General features: G+C 32.9%; 12 protein-coding genes and 1 riboswitch. Of the genes, 1 reads left to right on the forward strand and 11 read right to left on the reverse strand.

What is annotated here, in order from left to right:
* Nucleotides 1-103: 103 nt before the first annotated feature.
* The 7 genes from BT107_RS08570 to BT107_RS08600 all read right to left on the reverse strand — a co-directional run bounded on the left by BT107_RS08570 (nucleotide 104) and on the right by BT107_RS08600 (nucleotide 12372).
* Entirely contained in the window at nucleotides 104-511 is a 408-nt protein-coding gene (locus tag BT107_RS08570; RefSeq protein WP_072303372.1) for an RrF2 family transcriptional regulator, read from the reverse strand.
* 111 nt (nucleotides 512-622) lie between these two features.
* The gene (locus BT107_RS08575; protein WP_072303373.1) at nucleotides 623-1786 is read right to left on the reverse strand and encodes a trans-sulfuration enzyme family protein; all 1164 of its coding nucleotides are present in this window, start codon (nucleotides 1784-1786) and stop codon (nucleotides 623-625) included.
* A 103-nt stretch (nucleotides 1787-1889) separates the two neighbouring features.
* A complete protein-coding gene (gene thrA, locus BT107_RS08580) occupies nucleotides 1890-5273 on the reverse strand; it encodes a bifunctional aspartate kinase/homoserine dehydrogenase I (protein ID WP_072303374.1) in 3384 nt (1127 codons plus the stop codon).
* A 65-nt stretch (nucleotides 5274-5338) separates the two neighbouring features.
* On the reverse strand, nucleotides 5339-6631 hold the full coding sequence (locus BT107_RS08585; protein ID WP_072303375.1) for an O-acetylhomoserine aminocarboxypropyltransferase/cysteine synthase family protein: 1293 nt from the start codon (nucleotides 6629-6631) through the stop codon (nucleotides 5339-5341).
* 134 nt (nucleotides 6632-6765) lie between these two features.
* Nucleotides 6766-6880: riboswitch (SAM riboswitch) on the reverse strand.
* Between the two features lie 333 nt (nucleotides 6881-7213).
* Nucleotides 7214-8470, reverse strand: coding sequence for a methionine adenosyltransferase (metK, locus tag BT107_RS08590; protein ID WP_072303376.1), 1257 nt, complete (start codon nucleotides 8468-8470; stop codon nucleotides 7214-7216).
* A gap of 274 nt (nucleotides 8471-8744) precedes the next feature.
* Nucleotides 8745-11513 carry a carboxypeptidase-like regulatory domain-containing protein gene (locus BT107_RS08595; protein ID WP_072303377.1) on the reverse strand — a complete coding sequence of 923 codons (2769 nt, stop codon included), beginning with the start codon at nucleotides 11511-11513 and terminating at the stop codon, nucleotides 8745-8747.
* Between the two features lie 28 nt (nucleotides 11514-11541).
* On the reverse strand, nucleotides 11542-12372 hold the full coding sequence (locus tag BT107_RS08600; RefSeq protein WP_072303378.1) for a GLPGLI family protein: 831 nt from the start codon (nucleotides 12370-12372) through the stop codon (nucleotides 11542-11544).
* Between the two features lie 282 nt (nucleotides 12373-12654).
* Here BT107_RS08600 and BT107_RS08605 point away from each other — a divergent pair, with 282 nt between their 5' ends.
* The gene (locus BT107_RS08605; protein WP_072303379.1) at nucleotides 12655-13275 is read left to right on the forward strand and encodes a deoxynucleoside kinase; all 621 of its coding nucleotides are present in this window, start codon (nucleotides 12655-12657) and stop codon (nucleotides 13273-13275) included.
* 67 nt (nucleotides 13276-13342) lie between these two features.
* On the opposite strand, the gene BT107_RS08610 is transcribed toward BT107_RS08605, so the two are convergent.
* From BT107_RS08610 to BT107_RS08625, 4 genes are all read right to left on the reverse strand, one after another.
* Complete coding sequence (locus BT107_RS08610) at nucleotides 13343-15760, reverse strand: sodium-translocating pyrophosphatase (protein ID WP_072303380.1); 2418 nt, start codon at nucleotides 15758-15760, stop codon at nucleotides 13343-13345.
* Between the two features lie 118 nt (nucleotides 15761-15878).
* A complete protein-coding gene (locus BT107_RS08615; RefSeq protein WP_072303381.1) occupies nucleotides 15879-16406 on the reverse strand; it encodes an inorganic diphosphatase in 528 nt (175 codons plus the stop codon).
* 84 nt (nucleotides 16407-16490) lie between these two features.
* Nucleotides 16491-18986 carry a DUF5686 family protein gene (locus tag BT107_RS08620; RefSeq protein WP_072303382.1) on the reverse strand — a complete coding sequence of 832 codons (2496 nt, stop codon included), beginning with the start codon at nucleotides 18984-18986 and terminating at the stop codon, nucleotides 16491-16493.
* Between the two features lie 95 nt (nucleotides 18987-19081).
* On the reverse strand, nucleotides 19082-20059 hold the full coding sequence (locus tag BT107_RS08625) for a pyruvate dehydrogenase complex E1 component subunit beta (RefSeq protein ID WP_072303383.1): 978 nt from the start codon (nucleotides 20057-20059) through the stop codon (nucleotides 19082-19084).
* Between the last annotated feature and the right edge of the window lie 140 nt (nucleotides 20060-20199).

Raw genomic sequence — 20199 nt, forward strand, 5'->3', positions numbered from 1 at the left:
AAGAAGATTTTTTGTTGATATTGAAGTATCTGTGCTAGAACACAATAGAAAATTTCCTTCCTTATTAAGGAAGTAAAATTCAGATTTTATAAAATAGGAAGATTTAGATTAGATTACTTAGCGTAGTATTCCTGTATATTTCTAATGCGCTATCTCTAACTTTTAGCATTAGTTTATGTACAGAACAAGTACCCTCGTCTGGGCAATCGTCACATTTTTCGTAGAAATTTAAACTTACACAAGGTACCATTGCAATAGGTCCTTCTAACACTCTAATAACATCTGTCATTAGAATTTCCGATGGCTCCTTTATTAAATAATAACCACCACCTTTGCCTTTTTTAGAAGCCAAAACACCTGTTCTACGTAATAATAAAAGTATGCTCTCCAAAAATTTTTGTGAGATATTATTTTGCTGTGCAATTTCTCCGATAGGAACAGGATTCCTATCTTCTTTCTTAGCTAAGTAAGTTAAGGCCTTAAGCCCGTATTTGGTTTTTTTGGATAGCATAGTACAAAGATAGGCAAAATTGGGATTTAAAAAAGTGATGATTTTAACTCTAACTATTTTTAAATTAACCCTTTGGTTTAAATGCCTAAATATATACTTTATTACTAAACTTTACCCCAATGCTTGCGCTATATCTGCAATAATATCATCTATATGCTCTAAACCAACAGAAACCCTAACGGTACCATCAGTAATACCCACAGCCACTCTATCTTCTGCTGCAAGTTTACTATGCGTTGTAGATGCAGGATGTGTTACAATACTCCTAGAATCTCCTAAGTTAGCAGAAAGTGATAATAACTTTATAGCATTAAAAAATTCTTGTCCTGCTTGCAAGCCTCCCTTTACCTCAAAAGCAACAATACAACCACCAGCTTTCATTTGTATTATAGCTATTTTGTATTGTGGGTGCGACTTTAAAAAGGGGTATTTTACCCAATTTACTTTTGGGTGCGCTTCTAAAAACTCGGCTAATTTCAACGCATTTTCAGAATGCCTGTCTACTCTAATTGCCAATGTCTCTAAACTTTTAGATAAAATCCACGCATTAAACGGAGACAATGCTGGCCCTGATATTCTAGAAAAACGATACACTTTATCTATTAGGTCTGCACTACCAACCGTAATACCTGCTAGTACACGACCTTGACCATCAATTAATTTTGTGCCAGAATGTATTACTAAATCTGCTCCAAACTTTATAGGCTGTTGTAAATAAGGCGATGCAAAGCAGTTATCAATAATTAAAATAAGATTGTGTTTTTTAGCAATAGTACCAAGTACTTCTAAATCTAAAATATCTACAGCCGGATTAGTAGGTGACTCAGCATATAAAATTTTAGTTTTGGGAGTGATTAAAGCTTCAATACCTTCTAAATTATGAGCATCAAAATAACTTGTGGTCACGTTCCATTTGGGGAAAAAGTTTACAAATAAACTATGTGTAGAGCCAAATATACTTTTAGATGATATAATATGATCACCACTCTCTACTAACGCAGCAAAGGTTGAAAACACAGCAGCCATACCAGAAGCAAAAGCAAAACCAGTCTCTGCTCCTTCCATCTGACATATTTTTTCTATAAATTCTGATGTATTAGGATTAGAGTATCTAGAATAAATATTTCTGTCCTTTTCCTCAGCAAAAGAAGCACGCATATCCTCAGCATCTTCAAAAACATAACTAGATGTTAAGTATAAAGGTGCCGAATGCTCTAAAAATTGTGAGCGTTCTATTTGTGTGCGTATTGCGTTAGTTTCAAATTTCTTATCCATAGTATTTCTTTTGTTATTGACTATCTGCTATTAGCCATTAGCGCTATATTCTTTACTCTATTTTCTCTACTCTATTCTCTTGTTTCTTGTTTCTATACAAAGTCTATCCCTTCTCTGCTATTCTTAAAATATCACCAAAAACACCTCTTGCAGTAACAGCTGCTCCTGCTCCCGCTCCTTGTATTACTAATGGATTTTCTCCGTAAGACTCGGTATAAATTTCTATGATAGAATCTGATCCTTTCACTTGTCCCAATGCACTTTCTTTAGGAACAGACACTAATTTTACATCTAAAATTCCTTTTTCTTCTTGAAGATTTCCGTGTAAATCACCTACATAACGTAAAACGTGATTTGGTTTTTGATTTTCTTTAATTTTAGAAAATGCAGTATCTAAAGCATCAGACTGACTTAAAAATTCTGTTTTACTACCTTCTCTTAATGCTTCAGGTATTAAATTCTGAATATTGATATCTGCAAATTCATTGCTTAACTCTAGCTCACGTGCTAAAATCAACAACTTTCTTCCAACATCATTACCACATAAATCTTCTCGCGGATCTGGTTCTGTATAACCATTTTCCATAGCTTCATTTAAAATAGCAGAAAAAGGCACATCACTCTCCGAAAATGTATTAAAAATATAACTTAAAGACCCAGAAAACACACCCTTAATTCTAGTAATATTTTCACCAGATAAATGCAGTAACTTAATAGTATCTATTAATGGTAAGCCAGCACCAACATTGGTCTCGTACAAGTATTGCTTTTGGTTTTTAGTTAATATTTCTCTAAGGTTTTTATAATAATCGAACCCTAACGTATTTGCTATTTTATTAGAAGACACCAAGTCGAATCCGTTTTCTACAAAATCTATATAATGAGATACAAATGCTTGGTTAGCCGTATTATCTATTGCTATTAAGTTTTCTAAATGATGCTTTTCCGCAAATTCAAATATATCTTTAAGCTCGTACGACTTTCCTTTTTCATCTAACTTAGAAGTCCAATCTTCTCCAATTCCTTTTTTACTAAGTAGTACTTTTTTAGAGTTTGCAACTGCAAAAACATTAAGGTTAATTCCTTTACGCTCTTCTATATTTTTAGCCGACTTTAATATTTGATCTATTAAAGTACCACCAACTGTACCGTGACCAAAAATAGCTATGTTTACTTTTTTAGCTACTCCAAATATTTGTCCATGCATTACATTTAAAGCCTTATGCAAACTTGCTTTTTTAACCACCAAACTCACATTTTTACCAGATACTGTATTGTTAAACAACAATGGTATAATTCGGTTTTTTATAAGCGCATTGTATGGTTTATGAAACGTGCTTAAATCCTGACCAACAATAGATATTACAGAAACATCTTTTTGCACTGTAATTAAGTTAATGTCTTTTGAATAGAAATCTGATGCAAACTCACGTTCTAAAACCGACTTCGCTTTTTCTGCACTAACGGCATCTACAACTAAACCAATGCCACGCTCAGACGATCCTTGAGATATAATACTAACGCTAATATGTGCATCTCCCAAAGCTTTAAAAATACGAGCATCTATACCTGCTTTACCTAATAAACCACGACCTTCTATATTTATTAACGCTACATTATCTATAACAGAAAGCGACTTTATACCTTCTTTGGTTGTCTTAGCGCTAATTAATGTGCCGTCATTATCACCATTAAATGTATTTAGAATACGTAACGGAATATTCTTTTCTAGTAACGGAATTATAGTTTTTGCATGTAAAATAGTCGCTCCAAAATTTGCCAACTCATTAGCCTCAGAATAGCTTAATTGCTCTATTCTTTTAGCATCTAAAACATAGTCTGGATTTGCTGTAAAAATACCATCTACGTGGGTATAACTCTGCAACTCTACAGCATTTAAAAAGTTTGCGAATAAAGATGCAGAATAGTTACTACCATTTCTACCCAAAGTTGTTGTTATACCATCTTCTGTAGTTCCTATAAAACCAGTAATTACAGGTACAACTGTATTAGATAAATTAGAAAAAACTCTCTGTATATTTTCTTTAGAGACTTCTTCTAGCACATTTCCATTTCCAAAATTAGCATCAGTTTTTAATACCTTTCTAGCATCTATTACCGTAGCTTCAATTTTGTTATTCTCTAATGCTTTTACAAGATATGCTGCGGATAATAATTCACCATAAGCCAATACTTGATCTTTAATTTTTAAACTATAATCTCCCAACAAAGCAACTCCTTCTAAAATCTGTAATATCTCTTTGTACTCCGTTGAAAAATCTAACTCTAAATCATTTTTTTGATACGCTTTAAAAGCTTCAAAAGCTGAAATATACTCTTTACCTTCTGCTGCTAAATCTAGTAATTGCTCTAGCGTATCTGTAGAACCTCCACGAGCAGAAACCACTACTGCAATATTTTCCTTATCGTTAACTTTAGATTTTATTTTAGCTACAACATTAGAAATACCTTCTCCGTTGGCTAACGATTTACCTCCAAACTTAATTACCTTAAGCTCTTCTGTATTTTTATGATCGTTAAAAATTCCTTTTAACAACTGTTCTAATTGATTAAACTCAATTAAAAATGCATCGTGACCGTGTAGCGAGTGTATTTCGCCATAAGTAACATTGCTATTTGCTTGCGCTAATTGTTTAAACGTATCTTTATTTTCTTTAGCTGTAAAAAACAAATCTGAATCTACACCCACAATATGTATAGATGTATTACTATTTTGCAGGTTGATAAAAGCCTCATTTCCTTCTCTTGTAATATCTATAGTTTTTAACAACTGATTCATTAATTTATACGCAGACAGTTGAAAACGTTCTTGTAATTTTTTTCCGTGATGCGTTAACCAGCTTTCTACATTAAACAACTGCTCTTCTGTATTTGTGCTTCGGTTAAAACGCGCCTTAAAAGATTCTGGTGTGCGGTAACACAACATTGCGTGCATACGAGCATCATGTACTGGTTGTTTAGAATTTACCAAAAACTGTTCTTGAATCTGGCAATTACCTATAAGCCAATCTGTAGATTTCCAATCAGATGCTACAGGTATTAAATGCTGCGTTAATTTAGGGTTTAGCGCCGCCATTTCCCAAGCAATACCACCACCTAAAGAACCACCAATAATTGCATAAAGCGAATTTATTTTTAGTTCTTTTAATCCTAACAAAAACAGATGTGCTATATCTCTAGCAACAAAATCTTTGTAGTTTTCTATTACAAAACCATCAAAACCATTTCCAGGAATATTAAAAGACAACACGGTATACTTTTTAGTATCTATACACTTATCATCGCCAATAAGCGTAGACCACCAACCGTTTGTACCAGATACATTAGAATTACCTGTTAAAGCGTGATTTACAAGTACAATTGGCGCCGTGTGCAGTTCTGCTCCAAATATTTGGTAAGACAAGTCTATGTCTTGTGTTTTACCGCTAAGCGTTGTATATTTTTTTAGTTTGATATGATGCAACATAATACAGTTGTTTTAACCTAGACAGCTTTCTAAGTCTTCTTTTTAATAAATAATGAGGTTTTTTACTATGCTACAACAGCAGAAGTAACCGCTTTAAATGCTTCTTCTAAATCAGCCTTTAAATCTTCAATCTCTTCCATACCAACAGATAAACGAATTAAATCTTGACCAACACCAGCAGACTCTTGTTGCTCTGCCGTTAATTGTTGATGCGTTGTACTTGCAGGATGAATAATTAAAGATTTAGTATCTCCAATATTTGCTAAAAGTGAAAAGACTTTTGTTGCATCTGTAAATTTCTTAGCAGCCTCAAAACCACCTTTTACACCAAATGTAACTAAGCCACTTTGTCCTTTTGGTAAGTATTCTTTAGCCAAGTCGTAATATGTATTACTTTTTAATCCTGGATAATTTACCCAAGCAACCTCATCTCTACCCTCTAACCAAGTAGCTAGTTCTAATGCATTTGCACTATGTTGCTTTATACGCACAGGTAGAGTCTCTAAACCTTGGATAATCTGGAATGCATTAAACGGACTTAAAGCTCCTCCAAAATCTCGCAAACCTTCTAAGATTAACTTATAAGTAAATGCTGCATTACCTAAAGCATCGCTGTACACTAAACCGTGATAACCGGCAGAAGGCTCTGTAAATTCTGGGAATTTTCCGTTAGTCCAGTCAAACGTACCTGCATCTACAATTGCACCTCCTAAAGAAGTTCCTTGTCCGCCTATGTATTTTGTAAGCGAGTGTATTACCAAGTTTGCTCCGTGTTCTATTGGGTTTAATAATGCTGGCGATGCTACTGTATTATCTACAATAAATGGCACTTGTGCTGCCTTTGCTTCTTTAGAAATTGCTTTTAAATCTAGTACATCTAATTTTGGATTTCCTAAAGACTCTACAAAAAAGGCTCTTGTATTTTCTTGTACTGCTTTACCAAAATTTTCTGGGTTAGATGCATCTACAAAAGTAGTTGTAATCCCCAATCTTGGTAAGGTTACATTTAGTAAATTAAATGTACCACCATACAAGCTGCTAGATGCCACAATATGATCTCCAGCCCTTAAAAGGGTTAGTAAACCTGTAGAAATTGCTGCCGTACCAGATGCAAATACAACTGCTCCTATACCTCCTTCTACAGCAGCTAATCTGTCTTGTAGAATTTGATTTGTAGGATTATTTAAACGTGTGTATATAAACCCTAATTCTGATAAAGAAAATAAATTTGCCGCGTGGTCTGTATCTTTAAAAACATAAGAAGATGTTTGATAAATAGGCACTGCTCTTGTACCTGCTGTTTCTGACGGATTGTGGCCTGCGTGTAATGCGTTTGTTGCTAATTTTTGAGTACTCATAATTTTTTATTATTAAAATTGATAAAATAAAAAAAGCTCAATCCTTGTCTTGCCGACTTTGCAAGATGGATTAAAAATTAAATGAGTTAAAAAGAAATTGGAAATTTACTTTTTTTTGAAAAAAAAAGCTTGTTTCGTTATCTGCCTATAGTACCGCTGTACTTGGTAGAATTTAGCACCTTCTTTGCATTGCACAAAGGGTTGCTAAGGCTTCATAGGGTCTAATCCCTCCGCCTTTCTTGATAACTATTCAATATGTGTTTTGAACTTTGAGCTACAAATATATGCTCAGAAAAATTTAATATCCTAATCTTTTTTGAAAAAATATTGAATTTTGCTTTCTAAGTACCGTTAAATAACAGAAACATAATTTTTGTTTGTTTTTGTAACGATTTTTTAAATTGAAATTTTATTTGTGTTAGGGATTGTTGTGAAAATCCTTTTTTATTTTTCTTAAAAAAGATTGTAACGAAAAGCCCGACCCCTTTTGGTAACACCCAAATAATTAGCAAAATATTGGGTGTAAAAAAAGTGCTTTACCATTATAGCAAAGCACTTTTAGATCTTAAAAAAGATATTATTTTAAAGGTTGAAAGCTGTTTTTACAGTATCTACCATATCTAATTTTTCCCACGTAAAAAGTTCTACTTCTCTTTCTACTCTACCATTGTAAGGAGACTCAAAAACCTTTGTGATTGTTTTTGGTTCTTTACCCATATGGCCATAAGCTGCAGTTTCTAAATAAATAGGGTTTCTTAATTTTAAACGTTCTTCTATTGCAAAAGGACGCATATCAAAAATCTCTGCTACTTTTTTAGCTATTTCTCCGTCTGTTAAATTTACTTTAGATGTACCGTATGTATCTACGTAAATAGATGTTGGTTTTACAACACCTATAGCGTAACTTACTTGTACTAAAATTTCATCTGCAATACCTGCTGCTACTAAATTTTTAGCTGCGTGTCTTGCCGCATAAGCCGCACTACGGTCTACTTTACTTGGATCTTTACCACTAAATGCACCACCACCGTGAGCACCTTTACCTCCGTAGGTATCTACTATAATTTTACGCCCTGTAAGACCTGTATCTCCGTGCGGACCACCGATTACAAACTTACCTGTTGGGTTTATATGGTATTCTATTTTATCTGTAAATAATGCTTGTACTTTTTCTGGAAACTGTGCTATTACTTTTGGCATTAGTATAGCTAGAATATCTGATTTTATTTGCGCCAACATTACAGTATCGTCTGCATTAAAATCGTCATGTTGTGTAGATACAACAATGGTATCTATACGTTGTGGCACGTTATCGTCTGAGTATTCTATGGTTACTTGCGCCTTAGCATCTGGACGTAAATAAGAGATCTCTTTACCGTCTCTACGCAATGCTGCAAGTTCTTGTAATATTTTATGAGAAATATCTAACGCCAGTGGCATGTAGTTTTCTGTTTCTTTACTTGCGTAACCAAACATCATACCTTGGTCACCTGCACCTTGTTCTTCTTTAGAACCACGATCTACACCTTGGTTAATGTCTTGCGATTGTTCATGAATTAACGAAATAACACCACAAGAATCACCACTAAATTGGTACGCTCCTTTTGTATACCCAATGTTGTTTATAACCTCGCGCGCTATGTTTTGTAAATCTACATAGGTGTTACTCTTTACTTCACCAGCAAGCACAACTTGGCCTGTGGTTACTAAAGTTTCGCAAGCTACTTTACTTTCTGGATCAAAAGCTAAAAAGTTGTCTAATAATGCATCGCTAATTTGGTCTGCAATTTTATCTGGATGTCCTTCACTTACAGATTCTGATGTGAATAAATATGCCATAATTATATACTTCTATTGTTAATAGAGGAACAGTAAGGACGATTGCAAAAAACAGGAAAAGGCGTTAAAAAAAATCAACTAAATCTGTTTTAGCATTTTTTGTAGTACTGAGTATCAGTATACGAGGTTGCAATCAGTCAAATCCTTCCTCTTAATTTAGACTGCAAAAGTATAAAATTAGATTGGTTCTAAAATAGTTTTAACGAAAAAATAAGAGGCTATGGATACAAATTAATTTGTAAACCATAGCCTCTACATAACAAATAATGTTTTATTATAAGTTGTATCTAACTTTTAAAGTTACATATCTAGGTTGTATAAAATACTCGCTTGTGCTTACAAACAAGGCATTGTCACTATCTTGATTTAAAGATTTTGTATTAAATAAGTTTGTTACTCCCAAAATATATTCCCACTGACTATCTTTCTTTTGATAACCTAAAGAAGCATCCATAAAAGTATACGTATTTAAAGATTCTACCTCGTTTTTATAATTGTAGTACGAGTAATCTGCGTTAAATATAAAGCTCTTTAAGAATGATGCATCCAATTTTACGCTTGGTCTATGTGTAAAATATTTAATGCTAGAACCATTTGGTTGTTCGTAATTATTAATTGACAAATTGTAACCAAACTCTATATTTGGCGCATTTAAAAAACGAGTTCCTAAACTACCTCTATAGCTTGTTGTAAAAGACTCGTTAACTGCTTGCTCATTATTTACTATTTGGTTAAACTTAGAATAGTTCATAGTTGCACCTAAACCACCTTTTATTTTACCAAATGTACGTTCAAAAGATCCGTTTGCAGAAAAAGTCTCATCTGCAAAGTTAGAGTTAAACGGAGACGATATTCTGTTAGATGTTTCTATAAACTCATCATTAGAAGTCGCAGGAAAATCTGGATTAGCGTAACTTAAAAAATCTGATATATTACGTACTTGATCTACTCTTTTGTTATACGATACAGATGCTCTAATATTACTAAAATTAAACATATTAAAGTTGTTGTAACGCAGAGATAAATTATGAGATAATGCACTTTCTAAATCTCTGTTTCCTTGAAAAAGTGAATTATAATTGTTCATTACAAAAGAAGATGCAAACTGGTTAACATCAGAAAAACTAGTTGTCATTCTATAGTTAAAGTTAATATCTTCGCTCTTTTTTAACTGCATTCTTGTTGTAAAACTTGGCAACAAACGAACAAAATCGTCTGTAACAGTAGAGCCTAATTGTGCATTTTTTGTAGTGTAATTATGTACAGACACTCCTGGAGTGAAGGTGAAAATACCGGCTTTTACCCTATATTCAAAAGCTAAATAAACATCGCTAAAGTTATACTTAACATCATTATCTACAGAACTAACTGCATTATCTAACGTAAACTTATTGCCATTATCTAATATTTGAAAAATCTCTGAATTAAACTTTTGTGTACTTAACAAAGAACCTAAAGTAAATTTTACATTACTCTTATCTCCTGTAATATACCAGTAGTCAATTTTAGCGTCTAGCTTATTTGTTTTTACAAGTTTGTCTTGTACAACATCAAAACCATCTTGATTTTGATCCATTCCTAAAACTTCATCTAATCTAAACTGATCACTCTGCGCTAAAGCTGCATTGTAAAAAGGATCCTCTTCTTGTATTAAATACTGCGCTTCTACTGCAAAGATATTTTTAGCATTTAAAGTATAGTAATAATTTGCATTTTGGTTAATGCTATACGGGTCTTGTTTTTGTACCTCGTCTATATTACCTGTTAATGTAGAAAATAAATCTTGCACTTCTTTTTGACTAGATATTCTACCAAAAATATCATAATCGAAATGATTATCTGCATTTGGCTTGTAACTAGAGCTAAGTTTTAGCAATGCTAAATCACTTCTTTGGTTGGTTAAACTCTCTGTAGATTCATCCGGAGAAGGTTGTGTTCCATCTGCATTAGACTTGTACTGTCTAAATGTATTTTGTTGCATATCTGTATTGTTCCCAGAATAAATTGCAAAACCACTAAGATCCCAAGTTTTCTTAGGTGAATAGCTAAAGTTAGCAGCTCCAAACTTAGAATTTATTTCTTTTGCTCTATTGTTTTGCACTGTTAAAAAGCCCATATCACTAGAACCTACGTTAAAACTAGTTCCGCTTCCAGAACTACCTCCACCGCCAAAACCTCCAGTAAACCTAAAGTAATCTCTACGACTAAAGGCTACTTCGCCAATATTATTAAAATTGGTAATTAGGTTTATACTATAATTTGGATTGTAGTAAAACAATTTTGGATGTGCTATATAACGTTCGTCATTACCAACACCAGCAGTAATTTCTCCAAACCAAAAGTTCTTTTTACCTTCTTTTAGTTTTATGTTTATTGCATAACTATCTTGATTGTCTGTAACACCTTTTAGTTGTCCTACTTCGTTATAGTTTTTTAAAACTTGAATTTTATCTAACGCATTTGCAGGTATATTTTTAGAAGCTAATTTACTATCGCCATCAAAAAAATCTTTACCCTCTACCATTACTTTACCAACAGACTGACCTTCTACCTCAATTTCTCCATCATCATTAACCTCTACTCCTGGTAAGTTTTTAAGAATATCTTCTAATTTCTTTTCTGTTCCTGTTGCAAAAGAATCTGCATTGTATTCTATAGTATCACCTTTAACACTTACAGGCATCTCATAAGTGATTTCTACTCCGTCTAAACTTTCTGCTTCATCTAATAGTATAAAGTTTTTTGTTATATCAGCAGTTTTAGTATCTAAAACAATCTCTCTTGTTTTATAACCTAGGTAACTTACTTTAATATTATACTTGGTATTTTCGTTTACATTCATTTTGTAAATACCTTTTTCATTGGTAATTCCAAAACCATCTAACCCCTTTGTTTCATTATTTATAGCAACAACATTTGCCATTTCTAACGGGTTATTAAGACTGTCTGTAACAACACCAGTAACAGTTACCTTTTGAGCATAAGTAGCTCCGGTTAAGCCTAAGAAAGCTATAACCATAAAAATCTTTATGAATTTGTTCATTGCTAAATTTATTAAGTACTGTTATTAGTTAACGACCTCTACCACCACGGCCTCTTTGCTGAAAATTCTGCATCATTTCCTGACGCTTTTTTAGCATTAAAGCATCAAAATCTGCCTGATTGATATCTTTTCCTTTTTCAGGAGCTTTTACCTCAACAACATCTTCTGCATTCATAATAATTTTAGAACAAACTAAAGTAGAATTCTCTTGTTCTACTTCTAGAATTAGACCAGGTAAACCCCAATATTCTGCAGGTCCTTGACTAATAGGGATATCTAATGTATACCAAGCAACTACTGTTTTCTCTGTAGGTATTTTACGTTCTGGTCTATTTGCATTACCACCACGTCTAAACATTTTTGACATTGCCCCCATACCTGTAGTATCTATAGGTGTAGTAAGTGTTGCTTTATATGCAGTATAATTTCCTATTTTTTTTGTTTCAGAACCCATTTTCCAGTCTGGCTTTTTTAGCTCATCCTTTATTAAAAAATTCTTACTGTACATTTCTATTTGATTGGTATAGGTCTGATCTTTAATATTCTTATAATATTTACCAGTAGTACCGCTACCCACAAAACGCAACCAACCTGGACCACCACCACCTGGAGCTTCTAATTTTTCATCCTCTACGTAATAAGACTCTGTTCTGTTAAAAGTTAAAATGTATGTTTTCTCCATAGCGCTTTTCATACGCTCCATAATTTCTTTTTTACGAGCTTCTGGCATATCTCTACCTCCAAAATCTTGAGTTCCCGTAACTTTTGTCTCATAAATAGCCTTTCCTTGAAAGTCCTGAGCAGTACCTGTATGCATAATACACACTAAAGTAAAAATTGCTAAAAAAATATTTTTCATTATTTATTGGTTTTTATCCTAAGGGGATAGTTAGTTTTCAAAGGTTTAGACTGTAAATTTTACATATAGTTTAATTGACTTTAGTTAAAATTTAATTAAAATGAATTTAAACATACATTTTTGGGCCATATTATCGTTGTAACTTTGTAAAATTAGTAGAGGTGAGCTATAAACACTAAAAAGTTTTGCTTTAATAGTCTAAACATTTTTAGATACTAGTCTTATCTTGTATATTGTGCGACCCCTATTATGGTTAATAGAAACTAAAAACACAGACAGAAGATGCATATTGCAGTAGCAGGAAACATAGGTGCAGGCAAAACAACACTAACCAGATTGCTAGCCAAACATTTTAATTGGCAACCAAATTTTGAAGATGTAGTAGACAATCCATATTTAGATGATTTTTACAACCAAATGGAACGTTGGAGTTTTAATTTGCAGATTTACTTTTTAAATAGTAGGTTTAGACAAATTCTACAAATTAGAGAAAGTGGCGAAGACATAATACAAGACAGAACCATTTATGAGGATGCCTTTATTTTTGCTCCTAACCTACACGCAATGGGACTATTAACCAACAGAGACTTTGAAAACTACACAAGTCTTTTTGAGTTAATGGAAAGCTTAGTGCAACCACCAGATTTGCTAATTTATTTAAGAAGTTCTATTCCTAATTTAGTAAACCAAATACACAAAAGAGGAAGAGAGTATGAGAATACTATTTCTATAGATTATCTAAGCAGATTAAATGAACGTTATGAAGCTTGGATACACGGTTATGATAAAGGAAACTTATTAATTATTGATGTAGATAATTTAAACTTTGTTGATGACCCTGAAGATTTAGGTTTTGTAATTAACAAAATTGATGCAGAAATAAACGGTTTATTTAAACCTTAAGACTATAATTTACAAGTAAAAAACCACACTATAAAGTGTGGTTTTTTTGTTTAATAAAATCGTCTTTTTAATTTAAAAAATTAGATTTTCTATTATTTGTAATGTTTACATTAATGTTTTCCCCTACTTCTAAAGCTGCTATTTTAGTTTTTAATTCTTCTTCTGAGCCATTTAACACTTCAACATCACGATCTACATTACCCTTACTATCTATTCTTGTATTGGCAACTACAGCTGTTATTATATTATTAGTTATAAACTCTACTTTTATTTCTTTTTTAGTTTGATGTAATTCTGATGTTACACCATCTTCTATATGTCCGCCTAAAATAGGAGCAATAACCAAACCTATTAAACAAGTTAGTTTTATTAGAATATTCATTGACGGTCCAGAAGTATCTTTAAATGGATCACCAACTGTATCTCCTGTTACTGCTGCTTTGTGTGCATCTGATCCTTTATAAGTCATTTCCCCATTAATCTCTACTCCCGCTTCAAAAGATTTTTTAGCATTATCCCAAGCACCACCAGCATTATTCTGAAAAATTGCCCATAATACGCCACTTACAGTTACACCAGCCATATAACCACCTAACATTTCTGCAATAGCCATATTTTTCATTCCAAAAATCATAGGAACAAAAGCAATAACTAACGGAAAACCTATAGTTAACAATCCTGGCAACACCATTTCTCTTAAAGATGCTTTTGTAGAAATTGCAACACATTTATCATATTCAGGTTTTCCCGTACCTTCCATAATACCTGGAATATCTCTAAACTGTCTACGTACTTCCTGTACCATTTCCATAGCTGCTTTACCAACTGCATTCATTGCTAAAGCAGAAAAAACTACTGGCACCATGCCACCAACAAACAACATTGCTAAAACGGGCGCTTTAAAAATATTAATTCCGTCTATCCCAGTAAATGTTACATAGGCAGCAAATAATGCCAACGAAGTTAACGCTGCCGATGCAATAGCAAAACCTTTACCAGTTGCTGCAGTTGTATTACCAACTGAATCTAATATATCTGTACGTTCTCTTACAATAGGTTCTTGCTCACTCATTTCTGCAATACCACCTGCATTGTCTGATATTGGACCAAAAGCATCAATAGCCAATTGCATAGCAGTTGTTGCCATCATAGCAGAAGCTGCCAAAGCCACACCGTAAAAACCTGCAAAAGCATACGAAGCCCAAATAGCGCCTGCAAATAATAACACAGAAGGGAAAGTAGATATCATCCCTGTTGCTAGACCTGCAATTATATTTGTTCCTGCACCAGTACTAGATTGTTGTACTATTTTTAAAATTGGTTTTTTACCTAATCCTGTATAATATTCTGTTACAGATGAAATAACAGCACCAACAACTAAACCTACTAGTGTAGCATAGAAAACTCGCATCGCAGAAATTTCTAATACACCTTCACCAAAGAATTCCATTTTCATAGTTTCTGGCAACATCCAAGTAACTAGCCCATAGCAAGAAGCTGCTACTAAAATTATAGATGTCCAGTTACCTAGATTCAAAGCTCCCATTACCTGAGACTCTTTAGCATCATTACTTTTTATTTTTACCAATAGCGTACCAATAATAGAAATAATAATTCCTACTCCTGCAATTGCCATTGGCAATAAAATTGGACCAATACCTCCAAAAGCATCAGAAATAGATCCGCCCATATCTTTAATTACATAGTTACCCAGAACCATTGCAGCTAAAACCGTTGCTACATAAGACCCAAATAAATCAGCTCCCATACCTGCTACATCACCAACATTATCACCAACGTTATCTGCTATAGTTGCAGGGTTACGTGGATCATCTTCTGGAATACCTGCTTCTACCTTACCAACTAAATCTGCTCCAACATCGGCTGCTTTGGTATAAATGCCACCACCAACACGTGCAAACAAGGCAATAGATTCGGCTCCTAAAGAAAAACCAGCCAATGTCTCTAATACTATAGTCATATCACCAGTCGTAGTCCATTGTCCTCCCATAAAGAACTGAAAGAAAATTATAAAGAATGCGGTTAAACCCAAAACAGCTAAACCCGCAACTCCTAAGCCCATTACTGTACCACCACCAAAAGAAACTTTTAATGCCTTTGGTAAACTTGTACGCGCCGCTTGTGTTGTTCTTACATTTGTCTTTGTTGCTATTTTCATCCCTATATTACCCGCAAATGCAGAAAATACAGCTCCAAATATAAAAGCAATAACTATAAGCCAATGTGTTGTGGGTACAACCACAGATACTATGGTAAGCAGTATACTTACTATTACCACAAAAATTGCTAAAAGTTTATACTCAGCATTTAAAAAAGCTAAAGCACCTTCGTAGATGTGATCTGAAATTTCTTTCATTTTACCATCTCCGGCATCTTGTTTCATAACCCAGGATTGTTTAATAACCATATAAACCAGTCCTAATACTGCCAAAATTATTGGCACGTAAATCATTATTGACTCCATATTTTATTATTGTTTAATTATTAGCCTAGTAAATGTAATAAAATGAAACTTAACAAAAAAACCCTCTCATATTTGTCATATGAAAGGGTTTTTAATAAAAATATTAATGATTTACTAGTTATATCTTAAAAGCGTCTTTTTCTTTAAATTCACTTTCATTATATCTTTCTATACATTTATCTAATATAGCATAAGCTTCTTTGGCATCTCCCCAACCACCTACATCTACTTTTTTCTTTTCTAAATCTTTATAAACTTGAAAGAAATGTTCTATTTCTTTTATCTGATGTGGATTCATATCAGACAAATCATTTAATATATTCCAGATTGGATCTGATACAGGTACACAGATAACTTTTTCATCTGGTCCTTTTTCATCTGCCATATGAAAAACCCCAATTGGTTTAACCTCTACAACACACATTGGAAAAGTTGGCTCACCCCCTAAAACTAACACATCTAATGGGTCACCATCTAATGCTAAAGTTTCTGGAATAAAACCGTAATCTGCAGGATACATCATTGAAGAAAATAACATTCTATCAAAGCGTATTTTTTTTAAATCAAAATCGTATTCGTACTTATTTCTACTTCCTTTTGGAATCTCTATTAATACATCAAAAGATGTTTTTCCTTGTTTAGTCATTCTTATTATAAATTATTATACAAAAATAGTGTAATCTGTAGTAACAGAAAGTTTTTTTTAGTTTAAATTAATCAAACCTTAGTATTAAAAATTAAATCCAAAAGAGCCAGTTACGCTAAAAGGTCTTGCGTTTGGATTATCAAAATAATTACCTCTAAAATTAAAATCTACTCGCAGAACTTTAAATATATTTCCTATACCAAAAGAATACTCCCAATACATTTCATCCGATGGTGCTATTAAAGGAATACTTGTTGGTGCATTTAAGGCAACATTTTCTGATGACAACTCGCCCCAAACACCTCTTAAACCTACTATTTCTCGTAAGTTTAATTTTCTCATAAATGGTATACGAGAAAAAATTCTACCGTTAAAATTATGTTCTAAATGTACAGATGCATATGTATCTGTAACAAATTCGTAAAAATCTAGATTAGGAAAAGTATTGTAAATAGAAAACAAAGTTTGGTTACCCGGAATTACATTTAATAACCCTAAAGGAACTTCACCAAACGTTTTACCTATTTCTACTGTGCTATACAATCTTCCAAAACCTCCTATTTGCCAAGGTTGACCATAAGAAAACTGAACTTTATCAAATTCAAAATCGCTTTCCATTGGTCCTTTAAAACCTTTAGAGTAATTAAATAATAAAGTACTATACTCGTCATTAATATCTTTACGTTCTACACCATAACCAATAGTTCGTTTACCTGGCGTGTAAATTAATGTGGTTGTAAAATCTAATTGTTTTATTTCTGATGACAACCCGGTTGGCGATTCTGCATCTACATAATCTAAGCTAAAAGCATCTGGTAAAGCCGAGCTAAGTTTTCTGTATGAACTACCCATACGCAACCTTACATTATGTATTGGTTCTACTTCTAAACTAAAGGCCGATAAATCTATATTTGTTAACCTATCATTAGAACCTACTGTAAATACAGAGGAAGATGCAATACTTCTACCCAATACATCATTAGTAGCAGTTAAGCTTAAGCCCAATTGTTCTATATCTTGTCTATGACCACCAGAAACTATTAATCTACTCTTTTTATCGAGCAACCATTTACCAGAAATGCCGTGTTTTACTTTATCATCATCAAAACCATATGCCAAATAGCCCTCTACTCGCCAAGGGTCATTTTGCCCAAAATAAGTTCTGGCTCCTGCACGTACACGTACTCCTTCTGCATCATTATAGCCAAAAACACTATAAACATCACCAATATCTAAATTCCACTTATCAATCTCTACATAACCAGATCCTAGAATACTAACTATATTATAATACGTATTAAATTTAGGAACCGTCTTTAAGGTGTCTAAAAGTTTATACACTCCTTTTTCATCCTTATTAAGTCTTTCTAACCTGTTTTCTGTCCAAAATTCGTCATCCCTACTAAAAGCAGCCGGACTATATTCATCTCCTGTATCTTTATAAAATTTTCTTTCCTTAGGATTATCAAACTTATAATTGTTGTAAATAGTAGTACGCTTCCCGTAAATACCTTTAGATTTTTCTTTTTTGTTAAGACTAAAATCGCTTAACATATAATCTCTTTTTAAAAGAAAAACAGAATCGTTTACAACATCAAACTCCTGTTCTATATAAATTTCTTTTACCCAGTTTATATTAGCGCTTTTTGTAACCTCTAGATTAATTTTTTTAATGGCGTATGTAGAATCGTTTACCCAAAAATCTCCTTTAAATGTAAGTTCATTTTTACGTCTTGGATAATATATAATATTGTAACACCACTTATTATCTATAAAAGCACTGTCTGCTAATGCATAATTATAAACGTCTATTCCTGTTTTAGAAAGCGGACTTGTAAAACTCTTATCAAAAAACTTTAAGTAGTTATTGTAAATATCGTAGTCTGTATAAAGATCTTCTACAAATGCTGTTATAGCTTGATTGTTAGAAAAACCAGAATTTTTACTTCCTTGTAATTTTTCTTTTTTAACACCTAAAACATTATCTCCATTTACTTTATGAAAAGTCTCATTTAAAAAAATAGGTAAATATGTTTTTCCAGTTACTCTAGAAGTGTCCAAATCTTTAAACACAAACTCTAAACCTTTAAACATTTTGCTTTTAATTAAAGCACTATCTATTGTATTAAGATCAAACTCTACTTTCTCATACTTATCATACTCGTATTGTTTGTATTTACGTAAGCCGTTTTCTCTTTTTTTAGTCCATATTTTTTTAAGAATATCTATAGCTGGATTATTCTTTTTAGATAGTTTTCCAGAGAAAATAACAACTTCGTTTAATTCTTCGCCAGATTCTTTTAGAATAGCCTCGATCTTATAGGTAACTTTTGTTTCTAATGTTAAGTTTAAAGTTTCATAACCAACAAATGATATTTGTAGAATACTATGATTGTTTGGTGACTCCATATAGAAGCGACCATCGTCATTAGTAATTGTACCCTCTGTAGAGTTTTTAAATAATACGTTTGCAAATGCAACCGGCTCACCAAATTCATCTATAACAACACCACTAACCTTTGTTTGCGCAAAGTTTACAAGCGTAACAAAACAGAATAGCACGAAAAAAATTTTCCTCATAGCATTAAATTCTTAAAAGCGAACTACATTTAAAAAAAAGAAAAAAGCCTTGTCATAAATGACAAAGCTTAAATACTTTATAAAAAACTAGTTTCTTATTTGTATAAAACTTTTTTAACTGCCTTAACAACATCATTATGGTTTGGCAACCATTCTGCTAATAACACAGGAGAATAAGGAGCAGGTGTATCTGCTGTATTTATTCTTTCTACCGGTGCATCTAAATAATCAAAAGCATTAGATTGTATATGGTATGTAATTTCTGTAGCAATGTTACCAAAAGGCCAAGACTCTTCTAATACAACCAATCTATTTGTTTTCTTAACAGATTTTAAAATTGCATCGTAGTCTAAAGGTCTCACTGTTCTTAAATCTATAATTTCACAGCTAATACCTTCTTTTTGCAACTCATCTGCAGCTATGTAAGCTTCTTTTATAATTTTACCAAAAGAAACAATAGTAACATCTGTACCCTCTCTTTTAATATCTGCAACACCTAAAGGTAATGTATACTCACCTTCTGGCACTTCACCTTTGTCACCATACATTTGTTCAGACTCCATAAAAATAACAGGATCATCATCTTGTATAGCTGCCTTTAACAGCCCTTTTGCATCCATTGGGTTAGATGGCACAACCACCTTTAAACCAGGACAGTTTGCAAACCAACTCTCAAAAGCTTGCGAGTGTGTTGCTGCTAATTGACCCGCAGAAGCCGTAGGCCCACGAAATACAATAGGACAATTAAATTGTCCGCCAGACATTTGTCTAATTTTTGCAGCGTTATTAATTATTTGGTCTATACCAACCAAAGAAAAGTTAAATGTCATGAACTCTACTATAGGTCTATTTCCGTTCATTGCAGAACCAATAGCTATACCAGCAAATCCTAACTCAGAAATTGGAGTGTCTATTACTCTTTTTGCACCAAATTCATCTAACATACCTTTAGATGCTTTATATGCACCATTGTACTCAGCTACTTCTTCACCCATCAAGTAGATAGATTCATCTTTTCGCATCTCTTCAGACATAGCCTCAGCAATAGCCTCTCTAAACTGTAATGTTTTCATTTATGTGGAATAAATTAATATAATCGATAAAAACGCAAGCAAAAATAGGAAATAATCTTTCAACTATAGGAAACGAAGCTGCAAAAAATCAATAAAATTTATTATGCATGCATAGTAAATTATAAAATTTATGGTTATCT

Origin of the sequence: Cellulophaga fucicola (genome assembly GCF_900119145.1) — a bacterium.
In the GTDB taxonomy this organism is placed as follows: Bacteria; Bacteroidota; Bacteroidia; order Flavobacteriales; family Flavobacteriaceae; genus Cellulophaga; species Cellulophaga fucicola.